Origin of the sequence: Bradyrhizobium sp. URHD0069, assembly GCF_000701345.1 — a bacterium.
GTDB lineage: Bacteria > Pseudomonadota > Alphaproteobacteria > Rhizobiales > Xanthobacteraceae > Bradyrhizobium.
This window is the reverse complement of record NZ_JNIJ01000045.1, coordinates 1-19,841: the sequence shown is the minus strand read 5'-3', so window position 1 is coordinate 19,841 and position 19,841 is coordinate 1. Positions and strand designations below refer to the sequence as shown.

Below are 19,841 nucleotides of genomic sequence, written 5' to 3'. Positions count from 1 at the left end.
CTTTGGCAATTCCCGTTGCGGGTCAACTCGGACCTGCCGCAGTTTGAATTATCATGCAGCCGACGAACGGCCTTTCGTATGCGCAGCCCGTAGGATGGGTTGAGCGGAGCGATACCCATCAATTACTATTCATGCCTCGATGGGTTTCGCAAAGGGCTCAACCCATCCTACGGGATGCGCCAGATGGTGCGCGCTGCGCACTCCCGTTCAGCCCATGACTCGCCTTTGGCAATTCCCGTTGCGGGTCAACTCGGACCTGCCGCAGTTTGAATTATCATGCAGCCGACGAACGGCCTTTCGTATGCGCAGCCCGTAGGATGGGTTGAGCGGAGCGATACCCATCAATTACTATTCATGCCTCGATGGGTTTCGCAAAGGGCTCAACCCATCCTACGCCCTACTCGACTCGTTCGTAGGTCACGACAAAGACGATGTCTTGGCCAGCCATGTCTTTGGCCGGCGCCGATGTCAACGTCAGCTTATTTCCCACTATCTCGAACTGGCGCTTTGAAGTAATGCCGGTCCATGTCTGGTTCCATGACGCCGCGTAGCTCGCGATTATGGTATTGCCTTCGACCTTATAGGTCCCACTGGCGGCGGCCATCGTGTTGAACAAGTTGATACGTTCGGCGTCGGTGGTACCGGCCCCCGCGGGAGCTTTGCGGTTGTCGCCGACAAGGACAAAGGCAACGTGTCCGCCCTTCGTGTATACGGCATGGCCAGTCGGCTTCTCCCCGTAGGGATGGCTAATCTTGCCTGTCGCTACTTCTTTGGTGCTTTGGCTAGTGAATTTCCACACTCCAACGAGCTGGGAGGCCAAATCCTGCGCTGTCGCTGGCTGAGCCCACGTCAGAAGGAAAGAGAGGCCTATTGCGGAGAACAAAGTGCGCTTCATAGCGTCCTCCCAAGAAGGTAAGTTGTGAAGGCGCAGCAACGCCCCACTTATTGCGCGCCAATGGCTTGCATTTCGGAGAACATGAGACCGACAAAAAAGTGCGGCCTCCTTCAAGAACAATGCCTGACGACGGCACTCGCGTTGTCTACCGCACGGTGATTTCGACATGTCCCGGCATGATGGCCGACGCTATCGCCTTGGGCATGCTGAAGCAATATTGGGTTGTCGTTTGATTAGGATTCGAGCCGCCTGATATTTCCACGCCTACTCCCTCTCCGATCGGCTTGCCGTCCGCAGACACGTTTGCGAAAGGGCCCTGCCGCCTTGCGGCCTTACTCCCAAAGCATTCGCTCAATCCGTTATGCCAAAAACCCCTTGCGTTGAGGCTGTTTGAAAATTGAATCGGGAATTGCATTGTTTGTCGTCATTGCGACGATCTCACAGGTCGGAACGGCTCAGGCCTGATGCTTGATTCTATCTACTCCCGTCGATGGCGAACTGCCGACGGCATTTTAGTGCCCGATGTCGAACAGGTCGGGATATTGCCGCGGCTGTGACCTCAGATACTGGTCGGGCACTTTCACTTGCGCACCGAAGTGCGCGGCGGCATGCCATGGCCAGCGCGGGTTGTAGAGAACCGTCCGCGCCAGCGCGATCAGGTCGGCATCGCCGGTACCGACAATGGCTTCGGCCTGCTCAAACTCGGTAATGAGCCCGACGGCGATCACGGGCATCCGCGTATTGCTTCTCACGGCGCGCGCGAGGGGAACCTGGGAACCTGATAGCTCGGACCGACCGGAATCTGCTGAGACGGCGTGAGACCGCCGCTCGAGACGTGAATGGCGGCGCATCCGCGCGCCTCCAGCGCCTGCGCAAACGCGATGGTCTGGCCGATGTCCCAGCCGCCGTCCGCCCAGTCGGTGCCGGACACGCGCATCGTAACCGGACGCTCGGGCGGGAAGACGGCGCGCACCGCATCGAAGACTTCGAGCGGAAAGCGCATGCGATTCTCCAGGCTGCCACCATACTCATCGTCGCGCCGGTTGGAGAGCGGCGAGAGGAACTGGTGCAGCAGATAGCCGTGGGCGGCGTGAAGCTGGACGGCATCGACTCCGAGCCGCACGGCGCGCTGAGCCGCGGCGACGAAAGCCTCACGCACCTGCGTCAGGCCGTGCCGATCGAGCGCGACCGGCGGGTGCTCGCCGTCTTCGTACGGGATCGCGGAGGGCGCGACCGTCTGCCAGCCATTGGCTTGATCGGGTGGGATCTGTATCTCGCCCTTCCACGGAACCTCCGTCGAGGCCTTGCGGCCGGCATGCGACAGTTGAATGGCGACCCGCATGCCGGACCAGCGCCGGATGCTCTCCAAGGTCCTGGCGATCGCGGCTTCCGTGGCGTCGTCCCAGAGTCCCACATCGGCGTAGGTGATCCGTCCCTCGGGCAGGACGGCGGTCGCCTCGATGGTCAGCAACGCCGCACCCGAGAGCGCGAGATGGCCGAGATGGATGAGGTGCCAGTCGGTCATGCAGCCATCGACGGCCGAGTACTGGCACATCGGCGCGATGACAATGCGGTTGGGCAACTCGACGGAGCCGAACCGAAGCGGTGTGAACAGCATGCTCATGCCAACTTCTCCATGTTCATCGTAAAGAACGCGACCGGGCGGGACGAGCGACAGGCGAGAGTTAGCCGCTCCAATTGGCTCTAGGCCAGGAACGCGAAACTGCGGCCACGACAGAACATTCAAGCGTCCCGTGCAGGTATGGTTCCGCGCGGCCGCGGATCACCTCACGTGCTCGGGATGCGCCTCGCTACAAATCGACCGATGACTGTCTCGGCAACCATCGCGAAAGGCGGATTAGCTCGTAGGGCGGAACAACTCGCAGGGCGGAATAGCGAAGCGTATTCCGCCAAGTTATACACGCAGGTCGGCGCAATACGCGGAGCCTGTCCTCGGGCCGCGCGAAGGGCGGACCCGGGGGCTATTGCGCCCTACGGTCCTGCGGCGCCCATCGCCCCAACAGAACGATTGACCGGAAAACGAAAATCTTCTGCCGCTCACCACGGTTCCAAGCAAGGACATAGCGACTTCGCGTAAATTACAAATTTCCGTTTCCTTGACCGCTCCCACGCCGCTCGCTCCAATCCCCAATCTGGGCGCACCGCCAACTTTTGAGCCGCAGCGCAGATCATCCAGCAACGCAACCGCAATGAGGACGAATTTCATGGCCAAGCCAAGCAGGACTTACGATGAGGTCGTTTCCGCCAACAGGGATTACGCGAAAAACTTCGGAGACAAGGGAAAACTGGCGCTCCCGCCTGCCCGCCGCTTCGCCATCCTCACCTGCATGGACGCCCGGCTCGATCCCGCAAAATACGCCGGCTTGGCCGAAGGCGACGCCCACGTCATCCGCAATGCGGGCGGCCGAGCATCGGACGATGCCATTCGCTCGCTGGTTATTTCCCATAAGCTGCTCGGCACCCAGGAATGGTTCGTCGTGCACCACAGCGATTGCGGAATGCAGCTGTTTACCGGGGAGATCATCGGGACTCTGCTGGAAGACAACCTTGAAACCGCGCAGTTCGACGGCAAGACCTGGTCGAATCCGAAGCACGGCGGCGGCTCCGTCGCCGGTCATTACATCCACTGGCACACCTTCAAGGACAACGCCAAAAGCGTCACCGAGGATGTCCAGCGAATTCGCAGTCATCCGCTGGTGCCGAAACACATCCCGATTTGCGGCTTCATCTATGACGTCAAGACCGGCAAGCTCGACGAGGTCGCCGAGGCGAGCGCGGCGGGCAGCCCGTAGCGCGGAATAGCGAAGGCGTATTCCGCGATGTCTTCATACCGATCGGCGCAATATGCGGAGCCTGTCTCGGGCCGCGCGAAGCGCGGACCCGGCGGCTATTGCGCCCTACGGTCCTGCTTCGCCTCGCGCGCAAGCGAAATCTTCCGGCCCCGAACCGCGACAAAACAACCCGACGGGCAAATCACCAAACCCTGTCGAGCCCTTCGCGCAAAAACATTCCGCTTAACTCGTCGGGCAAATCATCTCTATAGCTCCGCGTGTCTCACCCGATGAGAGGGGCGGCTCGCGATCGTCACGAACGCGCGGTGGGATGCGGTGGACGCGATGGCGGCGCATGACGAATGCTGCTGTGGCGGACGGTGAAGCCGTGTGGTCCTGACGCCCCGACGCTGGCGTCAAGTTCTTGAGAAACAAGTTTCTCAGGGATGACGGTGGCAAGAAAGCCCGGTCACCGGGGAGAGCGCGAAATAAGCCGTAACCCATCGCGCAGGGAAAGCCGGATTGCCTCCGCTGAACCTGTATGCTCGTGTGCGTTTTTCTATGTGCATCTTGCACACGAGACCGCGGGTGCAGCGCGCATCCGGCTTTCCCTGCGCCCTCTTGTTTCTCGAGGGTGAAAATCGACGCAAAGCTCGGGCGCAGCGCGCCGCGAGAATGCGGATTTGCGTCGCGACCCTCCCACCCGTCATCGTCCGCCAACGGGTCGGCGCATAGCGCCGCCCGATGACAGGCTCCAGCGGACGATCCAGTATTCCAGAGACATTGATGATGGAAACGAGAGGCCGCGGCGTACTGGATACCCCGCATCCGCGGGGTATGACGACTCTTGATGTCATTGCGAGGAGCGAAGCGACGAAGCAATCCATTGTCACCGTTGCTCGGGCTGTGGATTGCTTCGCTTCGCTCGCAATGACCGGCTCAAAATTCAATGCGCCTTGGCTGTTTGAAATGTGAATCGTTGGTAATGCACCGAGTACGACGGCGTCGTGCCCCAGTTGTCATCGTCCGCGAAGGCGGACGATCCAGTATTCCAGAGACATTGATGATGGAAACGAGAGGCCGCGGCGTACTGGATACCCCGCATGCGCGGGGTATGACGACTCTTGACGTCATTGCGAAGAGCGACTTGTCCGCCGTATCTCAACAAGCGAAGGCGGACGCGACGAAGCAATCCATTCTTTCTTTTAGCGAAATGGATTGCTTCGCGGAGCCTGTCATCGGGCGCGCATCTGCGGCCTACCAAAACTTGCACCGGACGAAACTCAATACGGCGGTGCTTTTCTCGCCCGCTGCAGCTTCGCCGCCTCGATCCACCACATCAGATCATCGGCGAAGCGTGGAAACGCGCGCTCCAGCGCTTTGCCGCCCTCGCCGATCGGCTTGCCGTCCGCGGACAACGTTTGCGAAATAGTCCCTGCCGCGATGCTGCTCGAAATCACCACCATGCCCATCTCGGAGAGCGTGCCGTGCCACGCGGTTGCGGCGCGCGCGCCCGCGAAACGGCCGGCCGAATAGCTGGCGATGGCGGCGGGACGCCAGAACCACTCCTCGAGAAAATGATCGGTGAGATTTTTGAGGCCTGGCTGGACGCCCCAATTGTATTCGCCGGTGATAAAGACAAAACCGTCGGCGTCGCGAATTTGGCCTGCGAGTTTTTCCAGCACGGCAGGCGCCGCGCCTTTCGGATACTCCTTGTACATCCGGTCCAGCATCGGCAGGCCTACCGCCTTGGCGTCGATCAGTTCGACATCCTCGCCGCGGCCGCGCAGGCCTTCGACGACGAATTGCGCCAGACGGATGCCCGTGCGATCGGACCGATAGGAGCCGTAGAACACGAGAATGCGATGGGTCATGGCATCCACACTATCATGCCCTTCCCCGACATGATCGGGGTGATCCGGGCTTTGTTGCTATGCCGGGCGCATCAGCTTCAGCACGGCGGTCAATCGAATGCTGCGCTTGCCCGCAAGCGCGATGGCTTCCAGTTCGGCGCCTTGCTCGTTGCAGGTGCCGGAAAAACCGATGCCGACCTCACGGCCGCCGAACACCGGATTCTCGCCTTTCGCCGGGGTATGCTCCTGGTTGACGATTTCGCCTTTCCAGCGGCCGTTCGCGCTGGTGTAGGAGCCGAGATAATAAAAGAAGGCGTCGCCGCCGAGAATGCGGCCGTCAAGCAGCAGCATGACGCCGGACAGGCCGCCGTCGATGCCATCGAGGGTGCGCAGGTGAATGGAATAGAGCCCGTTGACGATGCCGCCCTGCCCGACCGCGCCGACAGGCGGAAGGGCTTTGTCATCGAGCCGCGTCAACACCGCCCAGAACAGTGCGCCGGGCATCGGCGTCGCGCTGCCCTCAAGGCGGATGGTGTTGCCTTGCGACTTGCCCCGCAGGCTGAACGCGGCGACGTCGGCGCCCATCAGCGGCTTGTAATTGGGATCATCATTATGCCGCTCGGTGATGACCTCGGCGTCGATGCCGCCGTCGCGCTCTCGATAGCTGCCGAGATGGGCGAAGGCGGAATTGCCGCCCAGCAACTTGCCGGCATGCATGCACATCACGCTGCGGCCAAACGCGTTGTTTATGCCGTACTCAGCCTTGTAAAGTCCGTCCAACACTGCAGCTACCCGCCAGCCATATCCCATCTCTATCTACCAGATAGCACCGCCGGGGAAACCGGTATATCAGGCGTTTGGGCGCAGGTTTGGAGGCTTGCAAAAGGCCTAATGCCGCTTGAAATACTGAATTTCCCGCTCGTGCTTTTCCGCCGCCGCCCGGGATTTGAAGGTGCCGAGATTGCGGCGCTTGCCGGTTTTCGGATTCACCTTCCGTGAATAGAGCCGATATTCGCCTGACCTCAATTTGCGGATCATGGGACGATTGCCTCCGCCTAAAAACAAAGGTTGGTCACGACATTCCCGCGCTTGTCCTTGATCACGTATGGACATCGCAGGCGTTCAAGCGCCTTCTTGGCGTCTTCGTCGCCGAGCGCTGCGGCTCTTTCGTAATAGGTTTTGGCGGCGGCGGAATCCTTCGGCCCGCCGCGGCCCTCCTGGGTGAACGCGCCCAGCCGCTCCAGCGCGCCGGCGTGATTTTGCGCGGCCGCCTTTTCGAACAGGTTGCGCGCCCCGGCATCGTCCCTGGTCCCGCCCGTGCCGTCCGCCATCATCAGTCCGAGCTGATACTGCGCCTCGGCATTGGTCTCGGCGGCTTTCGCCAACAGCTCTCTGGCTCTCCCGGGATCCGACGACGCACTGCCACCGCCACCAAGCGCCGCGAGATTGGTCACGCCACGCGGATTGCCGGCTTGCGCGGCGCGTTCGAACAGTCTGCGCGCCTGCGCTTCATCCCTCGCAACGCCCGCGCCCGTTCCATAGAGCACGCCGAGTTCGACCATCGCCGAGGTCGAGCCCTTGTCGGCCGCCTTGCGCCAAGCGCCGATCGCTTCCGGCAATTGCCCGTTGGCGGCATAGGCGCGGCCCAATTGATAGAGCGCGCGCCGCGACGAGCCGGCGGCGACTTTGCAATATTTGATCGCGGTCGCGACATCCGATGGCGCGACGTCGGGCGTACCCTTGACGTCGGCCGGTTTGTCCGGATCGGCGGGATCGGCGGCGACCCGGTCGCACAGCACGAGATCGGCCGATTGCGCGTTGACACGCGAGGGATTGGTCAAAGGGATAGCCGCCGCGATCGCAATCGCCGAAAAGGCGATCCGGCCGATCGCAGCCGACGAAAGCACCTGGGATCGTTTCATCATGACGCACATGCTGGAGAGAGGTTAGCTTCCAAGTGCGGGCGGATTCAAGGCTCGAGCCCGGACGCGCGCAGCAGCGGCGCGACCTCCGATGAGGCCAGATATTTCAGAAGCGCGTCGGATTGCGCCACTCTCTTTGACGCCGCCAGGCGCCCGGCGGAGAACACCGCAGCAGTTTGCAATTCGAGCGGGATCGCTCCGACCACTTCAATACCCCCGACCTGCTTCAGCTCGCTGATCTGCTGTACCGCGAGTTCGGCCTCTCCGGTGACAAGAAGTTCGGCGGTAAAGCCGGAAGGAATGATGCGGGCACGCGCATTGATCTCGGGGGCGATCCCTAATCGCTCGATGAGTTGCGCAAAGAAAATGCCGCTGGCGCCGATGCGCGAATACGCCACCGATCGGGCACCGAGCAGCGCCGCGCGCAGCGCGGGTTCGGTTGCGATGTCAGGATGATCGGCGCCGGCCTTCACCGCGATACCGACAAAGGAACGCGCCAGATCGAGGCGACTCTCGGCAACCACGATTCCCTGCGCCGCGAGATCATCGAGGGCCTCCCGTGTCAGAATGACGACGTCGGCGCCCTCGCCGCTGCGCAGACGATCCAGTATTCCAAGCGTCGGCGCGAAATCGGCATCGATGCGCGCCCCGCCGGCCGCCTGGTATCGCCCGGCAAGGCTGCGCACGGCACCCATCAGGGCGAGCGTCGAGAGCAGGCGAACGACATTTTCCATCGGCGATCCTTGGTCCCGGGTTTGCCGGCTACACCAGGCGCATCAGGGATCAAGACCCGGCAAAACGCAATGATCCGCCAAAACGCGTTGCGCCTTGGCGGATCAGATTGGCGGCCCGGACATCCGGGCCGTATCGTAGAGCACTTAAGCCGCGACCGCTTTGGCGGCGGTCGGAACGGAAGCGATGGTCTTGAGGATTTGGGACGCGATCTGGTAGGGGTCGCCTTGCGAGTTCGGGCGGCGATCTTCCAGATAGCCCTTGTAGCCGTTATTGACGAAGGAGTGCGGCACGCGGATCGAGGCGCCGCGATCGGCGATACCATAGCTGAAGGTATCGATCGACGCCGTCTCGTGCTTGCCGGTCAGACGCATGTGGTTGTCCGGGCCGTAGACCGCGATGTGCTCGGCGCGGCTCTGTTTGAACGCTTCCATCAGCTTCTCGAAATATTCCTTGCCGCCCACCTCGCGCATCAATCTGGTGGAGAAGTTGGCGTGCATGCCGGAGCCGTTCCAGTCGGTGTCGCCGAGCGGCTTGCAGTGGAATTCGATGTCGACGCCGTACTTTTCGGTCAGCCGTAGCATCAGGTAGCGGGCCATCCACATCTCATCGGCGGCGCGCTTGGAGCCCTTGCCGAAGATCTGGAATTCCCACTGGCCCTTGGCGACTTCGGCGTTGATGCCTTCGTGGTTGATGCCGGCCGTGAGGCAGAGGTCGAGATGCTCTTCCACCATCTTGCGGGCGATGTCGCCGACGTTCTTGTAGCCGACGCCGGTGTAATACGGCCCCTGCGGCGCGGGATAGCCGCTCGACGGGAAGCCGAGCGGACGGCCGTCCTTGTAGAAGAAATATTCCTGCTCAAAGCCGAACCAGGCGCCTTCATCATCGAGAATGGCGGCGCGCTTGTTCGTGGGGTGCGGGGTCTTGCCGTCGGGCATCATCACTTCGCACATCACCAGCGCGCCATTGGTGCGCGCACCGTCCGGATAAACCGCGACCGGCTTCAACACGCAATCGGAGCTGTGGCCTTCGGCCTGCATGGTCGAGCTTCCGTCGAAGCCCCACAGCGGAAGCTGCTCCAGCGTCGGAAATGAATTGAATTCCTTGATCTGCGTTTTGCCGCGCAAATTCGGCGTCGGCGTGTATCCGTCGAGCCAGATATACTCGAGTTTAAACTTGGTCATTGACCTCTCTCATGAGTTGATGATGCGAAGGTGGGAATGAAAATTCCGGTCACCACAAGCGTACCCGGCCATCATCGGCCGCTCCTTGCCAAGCAATTAAAGTGCCAAAAGCGGGCGCTGCAGAACGCCCGCCACAGGGGAGATCTCCTTCCGCGACCCGGCGCCGGAGCCCATGTGAGGTGCGGCAAAGCCGCGCGGGTTGGTGTCGGCGGGAGCCGCGCGGATCGGCCTCAGGCGGAGAACTACGCCTGATTCCGAAGCACTTCGGATCCCGGTCTGCCGCTACGACTAAAGCCTGGGCACTCCGCGGCAATAATCCTCCAGAAAGCCAACCGCTCCCGCAACCTTGGCGATCACCTGGGCGTTAGCCGGCTAGCGGTGGCTTTCTCGGGAGCAACGGCAAAAGTGCCTATAATTTATACAGCGAATGATTTTGTTTTCATCAGGTTGCACGAGCGGAGAGCACAGACGATATCGGGTTAAATAACCAGTCGAGAACGAGTCGAGCGCAGCATCCGTTGGGATGCCTCGACGCAAGGAGAGCCACGATGAATACGAGTTTGAATCACGGGCCCGCCAAAATCTACCAATTCCCTGCCGGGGGTCGCTCGGCTCTCGGCGGAGGTCGCTCCGAGGAAACCAAGCCCGCTACGGATCCTGATTTCTCTTACGTGTACGAAGCCGGCTGCTGGTACCATGAAGCGGCAATTAATACAGCTTTTCAGGAGCCCAAGCCGGGGCGGGAGCGCTGATGCCGACGGGGCCAATGCCTTGCGGGTCCTTGGCGCGATATCCGAAGCGGAAAGAAAGAGGGTCGAAACGAAAACGTTTCGGCCCTTTTTCATGTCAGCTCGCACGCCGTGGTCGGCCGCTTGCCGTGCTTGATCGTGGTGGCCCGCTTGGTGATTTTCAACGTGACGCCGCCGCCCGAATAACGCGAGCCCGATAAGGCCAGACGTTTGGCGAGCGTCACCGCCTTGCCATCGATCTGCAGATGGGCACGCGGGTCGTATTGAAAAAATCCGACAATAAACTGCGAGCCGTCGGTGCACCGATAGCTCTGGAACGTCTGCGCGAACGCGGCTGATGTGCCGGTTGCAACTCCGGCAACAAACAACGCCGCACCGAAAATCGAGATCTTTCGCCAATTCATGTTCGCCCCCGGGAAAGTTAATTATACACCGAACCCGGTCGCTCAGGCGATACGCCGTTCGGGTCATTTCTCCGCCGCAGAGGCCGGCTTAAGCTTATGCCATGTCAGATTCACCTGCCCGCCACCTCAATCTCGCCGGCGCCAGCAATTTCCGCGACCTCGGGGGCTATTCCACCAGAGATGGCCGCGTAGTCCGCTGGCGGCAGATCTTCCGTTCCAACCATCTTGGTCATCTCACCGAGGCGGATATCGAGGTTGTACGGCTGCTGGGGCTGAAGAGCGCATTTGATTTTCGCGGCGCCGAGGAGCGCGTTGCCGCCATGTGCGGTCTTGCCGAGATCACGGTTCATTCGCTGCCGGTCGAGCCGACCGTCGTTGCCGCGCTGCGGGCGCGCCTTGCCAGCGGCGTCCCGCTGTCATCAGCGGATGCGCTGGAGGTAATGCAGGATTCGTATCGCAACTACGTACGCCACAACACGCAAAGTTTCCGCACGCTGTTCGCGCATCTGCTTGAGGACCACGCGCCGCTGGTGATTCATTGTACCGCCGGCAAGGATCGCACCGGTTTCGCCTGCGCACTGATCCTGCATGCGCTCGGCGTACCGGACGATCTGATTGCCGAGGATTATCTACTGACCAACCGCTTCTATCGGCGCGACCCGTCGGCGAGCTCTGACCTTCCCGAGGACGTCAAGCAGGTGTTGGCGTCGGTGGAAGCTTCGTTCTTAGCTGCAGCATTCGACGCCATCACCGCCGATTACGGCAACCTCAAAAACTATTTTAGCGAGGGGTTAGGGCTCCGGGCGAGCGAACGCGCAAGCCTGCAGGCGCGCTACCTGGAGTCCTGAACTCCTTTCGTTTGAGGCGAAAGATCGAATTGCCCTACGCGGCAGCTTCCATTTCAGCGTCGAGGTCGGCGATGACGTCCTCGCATGCCGAAATCGCCTGTTGAACCGCGGCGATCTGCATCAGCTCCCAGCCGCCGACCGGGCCATTCCGATTTTGCAGCGCGACAATCAGATCACGCCGCTGCTCCTTAAGCTGAACAAGCGGTAAACCGTGGTCAGGTAAATATCTCATTGTGGTGTTCCCAGCCCGTGGATTGAACAGCCTCACCTATAGCGGGGCTGTTCTGCCGTTCGCTTACAAAAATCCGGCAAATTTTAATGAGTTGGGATGATCGGGTAAGCCCTCGCCGCGGCATCCGAAATGAGGGCATCGAGCGCCTGTGCGACGCAGTTGGTGCACCAGTCCGTCTGGTGCAGACCGTCGGCGGGATTAATCATCTGATCGATAGGAATATTGCAGTCCTTGTTCCAACGCCGCATCAGGACGAACCGGCGAAATACGTTGATGCCGGCCTTTTTCGCGGCATCTGAGATCAGATCGACCATGCGGTGGGTGCCCGCGATCTTTCCGGGCTGGAGGATTGCCGGCGCGTATTGCAGGTCCATGAGCACCACGTCCATCGCAAGGGCGCTCAACCGCTTCAGGCCGGAGTCAATCGCCGCCGCAACGTCGTCCAGATCGTAGCCGTCATGGAAAATCGCATTGGTGCCGACTTGCCAGATGGTGAGGACCGGCGCTCGCCTGATGACATCCTCATCAAACCGTTTGAACTCTGCCGCCGCCTCCTCGCCGCCTTGGCCCTTGTTGATCACGTCAATCGCACGACCAGGAAAGCGAAGCCGGAGCCGCGTCTGCAGCCTTTCCGGATAGGGCGGAATCGTACCTTCGCCAGCGGTCGATGACGACCCGATCGCCACTATGTTGATAGGCCCTGCGCCTTCGAGCTGTTTTGCCAGGTGAAAGAGCGGACGGTCGAACCGGATAAGGCTGGGGGCTATCTCGCATCTCGGAAAATCGTCGGGCATGTGAACATCCGCTTTCAGAAGCGACCCCGTGAAACCACATCGGGCGCAAGATTTCGCAGCATTGCAAATGAATTTCGCGTGGCGATAGAGTGTGAGCCCCTTCCCTTGGCCTGGAGACCGATCATGGATCAAAAAGTCGTTGTCGTGACCGGCGCCTCGGGCGCGCTCGGCAAGGTGGTCGCGGAGGCGGCGCTTGCGCGGGGCGCACGGGTGGCCGGCATAAACCACGCGGCATCGCAGGTTCCGACGACAGCAAATCGCGTCGAACTCGGCGGCGTCGATTTGTCCGATGCGGCGCAGGCCAAAAACGCCATCGACGCGGTGGCGTCGCATTTCGGCAGGCTGGATGCGCTGATCAATATCGCCGGCAGCTTTGCGTTCGAGGCCGTCGCCGAGGGCGATCCGAAAACCTGGCAGCGCATGTATGCGCTCAATGTGCTGACTGCGCTCAATGCGTCGCAATCGGCGCTCCCGCATCTCGCGGCTTCCTCCTCCGGGCGGATCGTCAATGTCGGCGCGATGGGCGCGCTGCAAGCAGGCGCCGGCATGGGCGCCTACGCCGCTTCCAAGGCGGGCGTGCATCGCCTCACCGAAGCGCTTGCCGCCGAGTGGAAAGGCAAGATCACGGTCAACGCCGTGCTGCCGTCGACGATCGATACGCCCGCCAATCGCGCCAGCATGCCGAAAGCGGATTTCGGAAAATGGGTGACGCCGGAAGAACTGGCGAACGTCATCCTGTTCCTTGCAAGCGACGCCGCCAGCGCTGTCACCGGCGCGCTGCTCCCCGTGAGCGGGCGGGTGTGAACTCCCGCACTCTCGGGTCGCACGCCGATTACGATCGGTTGATCGGCTGAGACCTCACGCCTCAGCCAGCTTTTTCAAGACTGCGCTAAAGCGAATGCTGCGCTTGCCGACGAGCGCAGTCGCTTCTGCGACCGCGCCGTCATCCGTGTAGGTGCCGGAAAAGCCGATGCCGACCTCGTAGCCGCCGAACACCGGCCGCTCGCCCTGGCTCGGCGTGTGCTCGTGGTTGACGAGCTCGCCCTTCCACCTGCCGTTCGCGCAAATGTAGGAGCCGACATAATCGAAGAACGCGTCGCCACCGCGTATCCGGCCCTCGTGCAGCACCATGACGCCGGTGTTGCCACCGTCGATGCCGTCAAACATCCGGATATGAATGGAATAAACGCCGTTGCATATACCACCGTGTCCGACCGGAAGTGCCGGCGGTGCAGCATCTTCGCTGATAGGGGTCATCACCGAGTTGAAGGCAACGCCGGGCGATTGCGTGGTGCCGCCTTCGAAAAAATATTGCTCGCCCCGCTTGTTGCCTCTGAGCGTCAGCGTGATCTGGTCGGCCCTGAACAAGGGCTGGAAGTTCGGATCCTCATTGTGGCGCACCGTCGATATGTCGACCATAACCTCGCCACTATCGGTCTCCTGGTAGGTCCCGATGAACGCGAAAGCCGAATTGCCGCCCATCATCTTGCCGTCATACGCATAGAGAACGCCGCGGCGCGAACCATGCACCGTGTGCATCTCCACCTTGTAAAGTCCCTTCAGCATTGCCGCTCCGGCCCACCATCCGGGCCTGCAACCTACGGCCTCCACCGATTTCCCACAACGGCAGATAGCGGGGCGTCCGCTCAGTCCGGGATGAACAACCGCAGCTTCAATTTTGAACTGAATGCTTTGTTTGTCGTGCGCGCCCGTTCGCTCCCGGCATAGGATAGCCGTTCCGGCGCTGCCCTAGTCAAATCCCGGGTCTGCGCTATCAGCGATCCCTGCTAAACTGGAGCCACTGAGTCGCGCCGGCGACACGGAGCTCCCTTGGAAACTGCGCTTTATCTGCCCGTCAAACGCTTCCTCGAAAACCTCGGCTTCACGGTCAAGGGCGAGGTCGGCGGCTGTGACCTGGTGGCGCTGAGCGGCGACGATCCTCCCATTGTTGTGATCGGCGAATTGAAGCTTTCCTTCAATCTTGAATTGGTTCTGCAGGCGGTCGACCGCGCCGGCGCCTGCGACGAGGTGTGGCTTGCCGCCAAAATATCTGCGCGGGGCAAGGGGCGCGAGAGCGACGCGCGCTACCGCAATCTCTGCCGCCGGCTCGGCTTCGGCATGCTCGCGGTCACCAACACCGGCGATGTTGAGGTGCTCGTCAAGCCGCCCACGACAAGCCCGCGCCGCGATCCCAAAAAGCGTTCCCGCCTCGTCGCCGAGCATCGACGCCGCATCGGCGATCCGGCGTTGGGCGGGAGCACGCGCGCACCGATCATGACGGCCTATCGCCAGCAGGCGCTGGCCTGCGCGTCGGCGCTGTCACGAGGGCCGCGGCGGGTGCGGGATCTCAAGCCTGAGATTCCGGACGCCCCGAAAATTCTGCTGCACAATGTCTACGGCTGGTTCGATCGCGCCGAGCGCGGCATCTATGTGCTGACCGATGCCGGACGTGCCGCGCTGAAGCGCTGGCCGCAGCAGGCCATAGACTTTGCCGGTGCCGGCGACTCAATTCCATGACGATGGCGATGGGGGGCAGGATGATCGCAGTGACCGGCAGCGTGACGGCGCGAGAAGATTCCCTCGAATCGGTGGACAAATCGGTGGATGCATAGCTGGATTGCCACACCAATTTCATATTGCAATGCAGCATGATGGCTCCTAGTTATGGGGATCAGACGAGAGGCCCCGATGAGCGAAGACTGGAATACGAAGTATGGCACGCGGCGCGTTCGGCGCGATCCGCCGACGCTGGAAGAAGCCATTTTTGCCGCGATCGGCATTACCGACGACCAGGAAGCGCAGGCTGAAATCGCCGCTTCGCTGATGGGGCTCCCGATCGAATCGGTGCAGGCCGAGGTGAAGAAGGCCGCGCGCACATCCGCGCGCTCTTCGACCCGCGTCATCGCCGGCGAACAAGGCGCGCAGCGCTCGGTCGTGGTCGAACGCCGGGTGACCAGGAAATTCGGCAACGACAAGCGCACCGCCTAGGTGCGCTTCGCGATGGCCATTCGCGCAGCGGCAAAGCGCACCTATTTGTAACGCTCTGCTGTCCGGCCCAGACCATACATTCCGAGATACAACTGCCAGCACGCGCGGTTGAGGTTCAGCATGGCGCGTGCCGCATCGATCGGTGTCGTGATCGCAAGCCGCGCAAATTGTGGCTCCGGTTGCTGCTCTAGATCGATGGTTCCGGTGGATTCGCCGTAGCGGAAAACCAGGTGCGCGCCAAATTTGTTGGCAAGCGCGCGCATCGCGTGGTTTTGCGCGCCGGTCGTAATCCGCAAGGACTGATAGCCCTTCGATCGCGCCTCCGCGATCAGCTTCTTGAACAGGATGCTGCCGACGCCTTGGCGTCGCACGGTCTTCTCGACGCTGAAGGCGATCTCCGGCAGTGCGTCGGGCGACTGGTCCGGCGGATGCAGTTCCGCTGCGCCGCGTACGACGCCGTCCTCGATATAGGCGATGATGACAGTGCCGTCGTCCGCGCATTTTGCGGCGTAGCGCTCGATGAAATCATCGTCCATGAACCCGTGAAAGCGGTCATAACGGCTCGCCGGATCGAGTCTCCAGAGATGATCGCGCAGCAGCGGCAATTCTTCCTGCTGACGCAGCGTTCGAACGGTGCCCTTGGCGGGCGCCGGCCGCGCAGTGTCTTGGTGGCTCACGTGAAAACTCCTCTTGGATTGCCCTCGAGGAGGCGTCGAATCCCTAGAGTCCGAATATTGTGCGTCGCAGCATAAAATTCAAGCCGGCGTCTCGCCTCAATTAGGCGGCACGATGTCGCGACATGTTCATTGACCACGCGATTCCGTTAACCATTCAGGGGGCGCGAAGCTAACACCCCTCAGAGCACCATTTGCGTCTGGGTCACCACCGCGACGAGCTTGCCATCCTCGGTCTCCAGCCGCGTCTGCCAGACCTGGGTGCGTCGTCCGCGATGCACCGGCGTCGCAGTGGCGATAACCGTCGCTCCCTCCTTGGCGCCGCCGATGAAATTGGTCTTGCTCTCGATGGTAGTGGTGCCCTTCGCATCCTCAGGCAAATTGATCACGGTCGCCGCGGCGCCAACCGAATCCGCCAGCGCCATGATCGCGCCGCCATGAATGATATGCCCGAGGGTGCAGAGGTCCGGCCGTACCAGCATCCGCGCCACCACGCGATCCTTCCCGGCTTCGGTGAAGGTCACGCCTTTCAATTCCGCGAAAGGCATCTTCATCGAGTTCAATTTTTCAAGCGGCGTCATGATCGGCGGCTCCCGTTTGCTCCAGTCATACGCGGGCTCGACCCGCGCATCCATCAATCTTCGTCAAAAACAGTTTTTGAAACGATTACGTGTGAGGTAAAGCCCGGCATGACGTTGCCGGCGGGGCGTGACAAACCATCCATTGTTCTCCATATCGTCGGTCATGCGCCAGTTCCCTCCCCGCCGTATCGTGTGTCTCACCGAAGAAACCGTGGAGACGCTATATCTGCTTGGCGAGCAGGACCGGATTGTCGGCGTCTCCGGCTACGCGGTGCGGCCGCCGCAGGTCCGGCGCGAGAAGCCGCGGGTATCGGCGTTCATCTCGGCCGACATTCCGAAAATCATGGCGCTGGAGCCGGACCTCGTGCTGGCTTTCTCGGATCTGCAGGCGGCCATCGTCGCCGATCTGGTGCGCGCCGGCGTCGCCATCCATGTCTTCAACCAGCGCGACATCGCGGGCATCCTGGCGATGATCCGCACCCTGGGCGCGCTGATCGGCGCGGCCGAGCGCGCCGATCAACTCGCGGCCGGCTATGAGAGGCGTCTCGCAACGATCGCGGCGACACCGCGGCCGGATGCAAAACCAAAAGTTTATTTCGAGGAATGGGACGATCCGCTGATCAGCGGCATCGGCTGGGTTTCCGAGTTGATCGAGATCGCCGGCGGCGAAGACGCGCTGCCGAACCTAAGGTTTCAGCAGGCCGCCAAGGACCGGATCATCGCGCCCGATGCCGTCCGCGCGACAGCGCCGGACGTGATCCTGGCGTCATGGTGCGGCAAGAAGGTGGTGCCGGACCGGATCCGACAGCGGCCGGGCTGGAGCGATATCCCTGCGGTCGCCAACGACCGCATCGTCGAGATCAAGTCGCCGCTAATCCTGCAGCCGGGGCCGGCCGCGTTGACCGATGGGCTGGATGCGATCGTGAAGGCGTTGTGGCCCGCACCACCAAGCTCCTGAACATCGAGCCGGGAATTCGATTCGAATTTCAAACAGCGGATACACGTCCGCATTCTCGCGGCGGGAGGCGCCCGAGGTTTGCGTGTCGTGGTCCCTCAAACAGGAGGGAGCAAGGAATGCCGGATGCGCGCTGCACCCGCGGTCTCGCGTGCAAAACAGGTAACGAAAACGCACACGAGCATACAGGTTCAGCGGAGGCAATCCGGCATTCCCTGCGCAATGGCTTTACGGCTTATGCCGCGCTCTCCTCGGCGACGAATTCGTTTTGTCACCGTCATCGGCGGATATGGATTGTCTAAGCCCGGTTGGGCCGACGCGCCTCCGCCGACTTAGCACCAGCAACGGGTGCCAGGACCACACGGTTTTGCCGTACGCGAAAGCATCGTTCGTCTGCGCGCCGTTCGGCCGCTCACGGGTCTTTCGCCAACCCGCCCTGCGACCACATCACGCGCCCAACGCCGCCGCGTCCACCGCATCCCATCCCAACGTTCGGTGACGATGGCCAACGCCCCTACCTCGGGGACAGGATGGCGGGAGTCCTAAACGTGATTTGCCCGACGGCGAAAGTGAAAGCTTGCCCGTCGGGTTGTTTTGCCGCAGCCACAATTCTACCGTCGGTTCGAATCCCACCCCTTCCGCCAGCCCCGCGCGGCACCGCATCCGGCCGCGAGCAACGTCATCTCGCTGGCGAAATGGTGACGACCAACTGCTAGTCATTTTTTAGCGTGGTCGGCGGTCGTCCCCTTTGGTCCGCATTCCGGACTTGTCAGGTTCGCAGATCACGGTTCGTTCAGCCAGTTGATCAGGGCGTTGATGGTAGGAGGAATTTCCAGTTTGTGATCGGGAAACAGCCAACTCGGGAGTGTCCCAGTTCGTACCGGGTACGTCCGTTGTACCTTCAAGGGCGAACGTGTGCCTAGTCCAGATGCCGCTCCGCCCACGGCAGGGTGTCGGCGCTGCCCGCGCACGAGCAGCCATGGCAGACTGTCGGAGTTACGGCTTGAAGGTCAGCGGGATTACCTCAATGTACGGACATCGTCAGCGTGATTGCTGACGTCCGAAAAGTGCCATCAACAGTCATAGGGTCGGGCCAAACCGGTTCGGCGATCATTGCCACTCGACGTCAAGGGTTGTCGAGACCTTGCGGCAGACTGATCCAGATGACCGTTTGCTCTTCGGGCGAGTGTCGCGATTTGTGTCCCTTGCCATCAACGTCCTCAAACAAGACGAAGCTACCGGCCGGTACGAGCCTCTCATCGCCGTCACTTGTCTGGTATTCCGCCGATCCATCGAGCCGCACTGTCAGTACGCGCTCCGGCACTGTATGCCAATCTACCTGTCGCACACCCGACGGAATGCGCGTGAAACGGATGTTTGACGCCGCGTACTTCGCCGACACTTCGAATGCCGCAGCATTGGGGTGAACCTGTCGAGAGGTTGTCGGGATTTCGACCTCATCGAAGTGGGACTCGCCGTCCGCTGTAGAGTAAACGCGCAGACACTTCATCATCGCCTCCGTTCCTTGAGTTACGCCACACCACATTTCCATGACCGCATAAGAAGCGTCTAGGTCCGAATTGGGTCATTTCCGAACCTCGGCTGGCGCAGCCGGGATGTCTGGTCTACCCCGATGAGCGGACATCGTCAGCGTGATCGGTGACGTCCGAAATGTGCCAAAAGCGGAAGCGATGCCTACTCGCGAACACCAGCGGAGCCGCAAAACGGCGATTGTGCGAAGCATCAAAAAACGGCTCTGTTGAGCCGGTTCTCTATTTTCGACTATTGCACGGGTCTGCAGCGCAATAAGATCGGATCGACGGCAGTACCCAGCAGTCAGATGGAGGAGGTCATGAGGGCCTTACTTGCCATAACCGCATCGATGTTCATTGCCGCATCGGTGTTCGGCACGTTCGATTCTGTCCGAGCGCAAGACAAAGCCGGTCCCGAAGCCAAATTGAAGGCGATGGGAATAGATGTCACGAAATATGAATCACGACCTGTAGCGAATTACAGCAACGGCGTTCAGGTCGGCAATCTTTTGTTTATGTCGGGCGTTGGCCCCCGAAATACCGACGGCAAGGTGATCATCGGAAAGGTTGGAACCGAGCTTACAACTGAGCAGGGATATCAAGCCGCTCGGCTAGTCGGTTTGGTCATGTTAGCTAACGTTCGCCAGACCCTCGGCAGCCTCGATCGAGTGAAAAGGGTTGTGCGAGTCCAGGGCATGGTAAACGC

The 19,841-nt window shown here is 61.2% G+C and carries 22 protein-coding genes and 1 pseudogene; 8 read left to right on the top strand and 15 right to left on the bottom strand.

Annotated features, from left to right (window positions below; translation table 11 throughout):
- Nucleotides 1-397 precede the first annotated feature (397 nt).
- Together N554_RS37510 and N554_RS36360 are read right to left on the bottom strand one after the other, a co-directional pair.
- The gene (locus N554_RS37510; protein ID WP_197033724.1) at nucleotides 398-895 is read right to left on the bottom strand and encodes a lipocalin-like domain-containing protein; all 498 of its coding nucleotides are present in this window, start codon (nucleotides 893-895) and stop codon (nucleotides 398-400) included.
- A gap of 512 nt (nucleotides 896-1,407) precedes the next feature.
- Nucleotides 1,408-2,519, bottom strand: a pseudogene (locus N554_RS36360) (NADH:flavin oxidoreductase/NADH oxidase).
- 601 nt (nucleotides 2,520-3,120) lie between these two features.
- Here N554_RS36360 and N554_RS0124430 point away from each other — a divergent pair.
- The gene (locus tag N554_RS0124430) at nucleotides 3,121-3,708 is read left to right on the top strand and encodes a beta-class carbonic anhydrase (protein ID WP_029585893.1); all 588 of its coding nucleotides are present in this window, start codon (nucleotides 3,121-3,123) and stop codon (nucleotides 3,706-3,708) included.
- A gap of 1,262 nt (nucleotides 3,709-4,970) precedes the next feature.
- Here the strand turns inward: N554_RS0124430 and N554_RS0124420 are convergent.
- The 6 genes from N554_RS0124420 to N554_RS0124395 all read right to left on the bottom strand — a co-directional run bounded on the left by N554_RS0124420 (nucleotide 4,971) and on the right by N554_RS0124395 (nucleotide 9,378).
- A complete protein-coding gene (locus N554_RS0124420) occupies nucleotides 4,971-5,561 on the bottom strand; it encodes an NADPH-dependent FMN reductase (protein WP_029585891.1) in 591 nt (196 codons plus the stop codon).
- A 57-nt stretch (nucleotides 5,562-5,618) separates the two neighbouring features.
- Nucleotides 5,619-6,323, bottom strand: a complete 705-nt coding sequence (locus N554_RS0124415) for a hypothetical protein (RefSeq protein ID WP_029585890.1) — start codon at nucleotides 6,321-6,323, stop codon at nucleotides 5,619-5,621.
- Nucleotides 6,324-6,428: 105 nt separating this feature from the next.
- A complete protein-coding gene (locus N554_RS40260; RefSeq protein WP_156042078.1) occupies nucleotides 6,429-6,578 on the bottom strand; it encodes a hypothetical protein in 150 nt (49 codons plus the stop codon).
- A gap of 17 nt (nucleotides 6,579-6,595) precedes the next feature.
- Nucleotides 6,596-7,465 (bottom strand): tetratricopeptide repeat protein, encoded by an 870-nt coding sequence (locus tag N554_RS0124405; protein WP_245283695.1) that lies wholly within the window; start codon nucleotides 7,463-7,465, stop codon nucleotides 6,596-6,598.
- A 44-nt stretch (nucleotides 7,466-7,509) separates the two neighbouring features.
- Entirely contained in the window at nucleotides 7,510-8,196 is a 687-nt protein-coding gene (locus N554_RS0124400; RefSeq protein WP_029585888.1) for a substrate-binding domain-containing protein, read from the bottom strand.
- Nucleotides 8,197-8,340: 144 nt separating this feature from the next.
- Nucleotides 8,341-9,378 carry a glutamine synthetase beta-grasp domain-containing protein gene (locus N554_RS0124395; protein WP_029585887.1) on the bottom strand — a complete coding sequence of 346 codons (1,038 nt, stop codon included), beginning with the start codon at nucleotides 9,376-9,378 and terminating at the stop codon, nucleotides 8,341-8,343.
- Between the two features lie 548 nt (nucleotides 9,379-9,926).
- Between N554_RS0124395 and N554_RS38735 the strand changes: the two genes are divergently transcribed.
- Nucleotides 9,927-10,130 carry a DUF2735 domain-containing protein gene (locus N554_RS38735; RefSeq protein WP_081851391.1) on the top strand — a complete coding sequence of 68 codons (204 nt, stop codon included), beginning with the start codon at nucleotides 9,927-9,929 and terminating at the stop codon, nucleotides 10,128-10,130.
- Nucleotides 10,131-10,219: 89 nt separating this feature from the next.
- Here N554_RS38735 and N554_RS0124390 read toward each other — a convergent pair whose 3' ends face one another.
- Entirely contained in the window at nucleotides 10,220-10,531 is a 312-nt protein-coding gene (locus N554_RS0124390) for an MliC family protein (protein WP_029585886.1), read from the bottom strand.
- A 101-nt stretch (nucleotides 10,532-10,632) separates the two neighbouring features.
- Between N554_RS0124390 and N554_RS0124385 the strand changes: the two genes are divergently transcribed.
- Entirely contained in the window at nucleotides 10,633-11,379 is a 747-nt protein-coding gene (locus tag N554_RS0124385; protein WP_029585885.1) for a tyrosine-protein phosphatase, read from the top strand.
- 34 nt (nucleotides 11,380-11,413) lie between these two features.
- Here N554_RS0124385 and N554_RS0124380 read toward each other — a convergent pair whose 3' ends face one another.
- On the bottom strand, nucleotides 11,414-11,611 hold the full coding sequence (locus N554_RS0124380) for a hypothetical protein (protein WP_029585884.1): 198 nt from the start codon (nucleotides 11,609-11,611) through the stop codon (nucleotides 11,414-11,416).
- An 83-nt stretch (nucleotides 11,612-11,694) separates the two neighbouring features.
- Complete coding sequence (locus tag N554_RS0124375) at nucleotides 11,695-12,405, bottom strand: SGNH/GDSL hydrolase family protein (protein ID WP_029585883.1); 711 nt, start codon at nucleotides 12,403-12,405, stop codon at nucleotides 11,695-11,697.
- A 123-nt stretch (nucleotides 12,406-12,528) separates the two neighbouring features.
- On the opposite strand from N554_RS0124375, the gene fabG reads away from it, so the two are divergent.
- On the top strand, nucleotides 12,529-13,209 hold the full coding sequence (gene fabG / locus N554_RS0124370; protein ID WP_029585882.1) for a 3-oxoacyl-ACP reductase FabG: 681 nt from the start codon (nucleotides 12,529-12,531) through the stop codon (nucleotides 13,207-13,209).
- A gap of 54 nt (nucleotides 13,210-13,263) precedes the next feature.
- Here fabG and N554_RS0124365 read toward each other — a convergent pair whose 3' ends face one another.
- Nucleotides 13,264-13,971, bottom strand: coding sequence for a GrlR family regulatory protein (locus N554_RS0124365; protein ID WP_029585881.1), 708 nt, complete (start codon nucleotides 13,969-13,971; stop codon nucleotides 13,264-13,266).
- 264 nt (nucleotides 13,972-14,235) lie between these two features.
- Here N554_RS0124365 and N554_RS0124360 point away from each other — a divergent pair, with 264 nt between their 5' ends.
- Together N554_RS0124360 and N554_RS0124350 are read left to right on the top strand one after the other, a co-directional pair.
- The gene (locus tag N554_RS0124360; RefSeq protein WP_029585880.1) at nucleotides 14,236-14,922 is read left to right on the top strand and encodes a DUF2161 domain-containing phosphodiesterase; all 687 of its coding nucleotides are present in this window, start codon (nucleotides 14,236-14,238) and stop codon (nucleotides 14,920-14,922) included.
- Nucleotides 14,923-15,093: 171 nt separating this feature from the next.
- Nucleotides 15,094-15,393: a hypothetical protein gene (locus tag N554_RS0124350; protein WP_029585879.1), complete on the top strand. Its 300-nt coding sequence runs from the start codon at nucleotides 15,094-15,096 to the stop codon at nucleotides 15,391-15,393.
- 41 nt (nucleotides 15,394-15,434) lie between these two features.
- On the opposite strand, the gene N554_RS0124345 is transcribed toward N554_RS0124350, so the two are convergent.
- Together N554_RS0124345 and N554_RS0124340 are read right to left on the bottom strand one after the other, a co-directional pair.
- Nucleotides 15,435-16,070 carry a GNAT family N-acetyltransferase gene (locus tag N554_RS0124345; protein ID WP_029585878.1) on the bottom strand — a complete coding sequence of 212 codons (636 nt, stop codon included), beginning with the start codon at nucleotides 16,068-16,070 and terminating at the stop codon, nucleotides 15,435-15,437.
- A 179-nt stretch (nucleotides 16,071-16,249) separates the two neighbouring features.
- Nucleotides 16,250-16,648 carry a PaaI family thioesterase gene (locus tag N554_RS0124340; RefSeq protein ID WP_029585877.1) on the bottom strand — a complete coding sequence of 133 codons (399 nt, stop codon included), beginning with the start codon at nucleotides 16,646-16,648 and terminating at the stop codon, nucleotides 16,250-16,252.
- A gap of 163 nt (nucleotides 16,649-16,811) precedes the next feature.
- On the opposite strand from N554_RS0124340, the gene N554_RS0124335 reads away from it, so the two are divergent.
- Nucleotides 16,812-17,606, top strand: a complete 795-nt coding sequence (locus N554_RS0124335) for a cobalamin-binding protein (RefSeq protein WP_029585876.1) — start codon at nucleotides 16,812-16,814, stop codon at nucleotides 17,604-17,606.
- A gap of 1,123 nt (nucleotides 17,607-18,729) precedes the next feature.
- Here the strand turns inward: N554_RS0124335 and N554_RS0124330 are convergent.
- Nucleotides 18,730-19,113 (bottom strand): cupin domain-containing protein, encoded by a 384-nt coding sequence (locus tag N554_RS0124330; protein WP_029585875.1) that lies wholly within the window; start codon nucleotides 19,111-19,113, stop codon nucleotides 18,730-18,732.
- Nucleotides 19,114-19,455: 342 nt separating this feature from the next.
- Between N554_RS0124330 and N554_RS36355 the strand changes: the two genes are divergently transcribed.
- A partial coding sequence (locus tag N554_RS36355; protein WP_036053966.1) for a RidA family protein occupies nucleotides 19,456-19,841 on the top strand: 386 nt, incomplete at its 3' end.

Coding starts and splice junctions, on each gene's coding strand:
- N554_RS38735 (WP_081851391.1), top strand. CDS start 9,927: ATGAATACGAGTTTGAATCACGGGCCCGCCAAAATCTACCAATTCCCT.
- N554_RS40260 (WP_156042078.1), bottom strand. CDS start 6,578: ATGATCCGCAAATTGAGGTCAGGCGAATATCGGCTCTATTCACGGAAG.
- N554_RS0124405 (WP_245283695.1), bottom strand. CDS start 7,465: ATGATGAAACGATCCCAGGTGCTTTCGTCGGCTGCGATCGGCCGGATC.
- N554_RS0124335 (WP_029585876.1), top strand. CDS start 16,812: ATGCGCCAGTTCCCTCCCCGCCGTATCGTGTGTCTCACCGAAGAAACC.
- N554_RS0124365 (WP_029585881.1), bottom strand. CDS start 13,971: ATGCTGAAGGGACTTTACAAGGTGGAGATGCACACGGTGCATGGTTCG.
- N554_RS0124375 (WP_029585883.1), bottom strand. CDS start 12,405: ATGCCCGACGATTTTCCGAGATGCGAGATAGCCCCCAGCCTTATCCGG.
- N554_RS0124420 (WP_029585891.1), bottom strand. CDS start 5,561: ATGACCCATCGCATTCTCGTGTTCTACGGCTCCTATCGGTCCGATCGC.
- N554_RS0124385 (WP_029585885.1), top strand. CDS start 10,633: ATGTCAGATTCACCTGCCCGCCACCTCAATCTCGCCGGCGCCAGCAAT.
- N554_RS0124430 (WP_029585893.1), top strand. CDS start 3,121: ATGGCCAAGCCAAGCAGGACTTACGATGAGGTCGTTTCCGCCAACAGG.
- N554_RS0124395 (WP_029585887.1), bottom strand. CDS start 9,378: ATGACCAAGTTTAAACTCGAGTATATCTGGCTCGACGGATACACGCCG.
- N554_RS0124390 (WP_029585886.1), bottom strand. CDS start 10,531: ATGAATTGGCGAAAGATCTCGATTTTCGGTGCGGCGTTGTTTGTTGCC.
- N554_RS0124400 (WP_029585888.1), bottom strand. CDS start 8,196: ATGGAAAATGTCGTTCGCCTGCTCTCGACGCTCGCCCTGATGGGTGCC.
- N554_RS0124340 (WP_029585877.1), bottom strand. CDS start 16,648: ATGACGCCGCTTGAAAAATTGAACTCGATGAAGATGCCTTTCGCGGAA.
- N554_RS0124350 (WP_029585879.1), top strand. CDS start 15,094: ATGAGCGAAGACTGGAATACGAAGTATGGCACGCGGCGCGTTCGGCGC.
- fabG (WP_029585882.1), top strand. CDS start 12,529: ATGGATCAAAAAGTCGTTGTCGTGACCGGCGCCTCGGGCGCGCTCGGC.
- N554_RS37510 (WP_197033724.1), bottom strand. CDS start 895: ATGAAGCGCACTTTGTTCTCCGCAATAGGCCTCTCTTTCCTTCTGACG.
- N554_RS0124330 (WP_029585875.1), bottom strand. CDS start 19,113: ATGAAGTGTCTGCGCGTTTACTCTACAGCGGACGGCGAGTCCCACTTC.
- N554_RS0124380 (WP_029585884.1), bottom strand. CDS start 11,611: ATGAGATATTTACCTGACCACGGTTTACCGCTTGTTCAGCTTAAGGAG.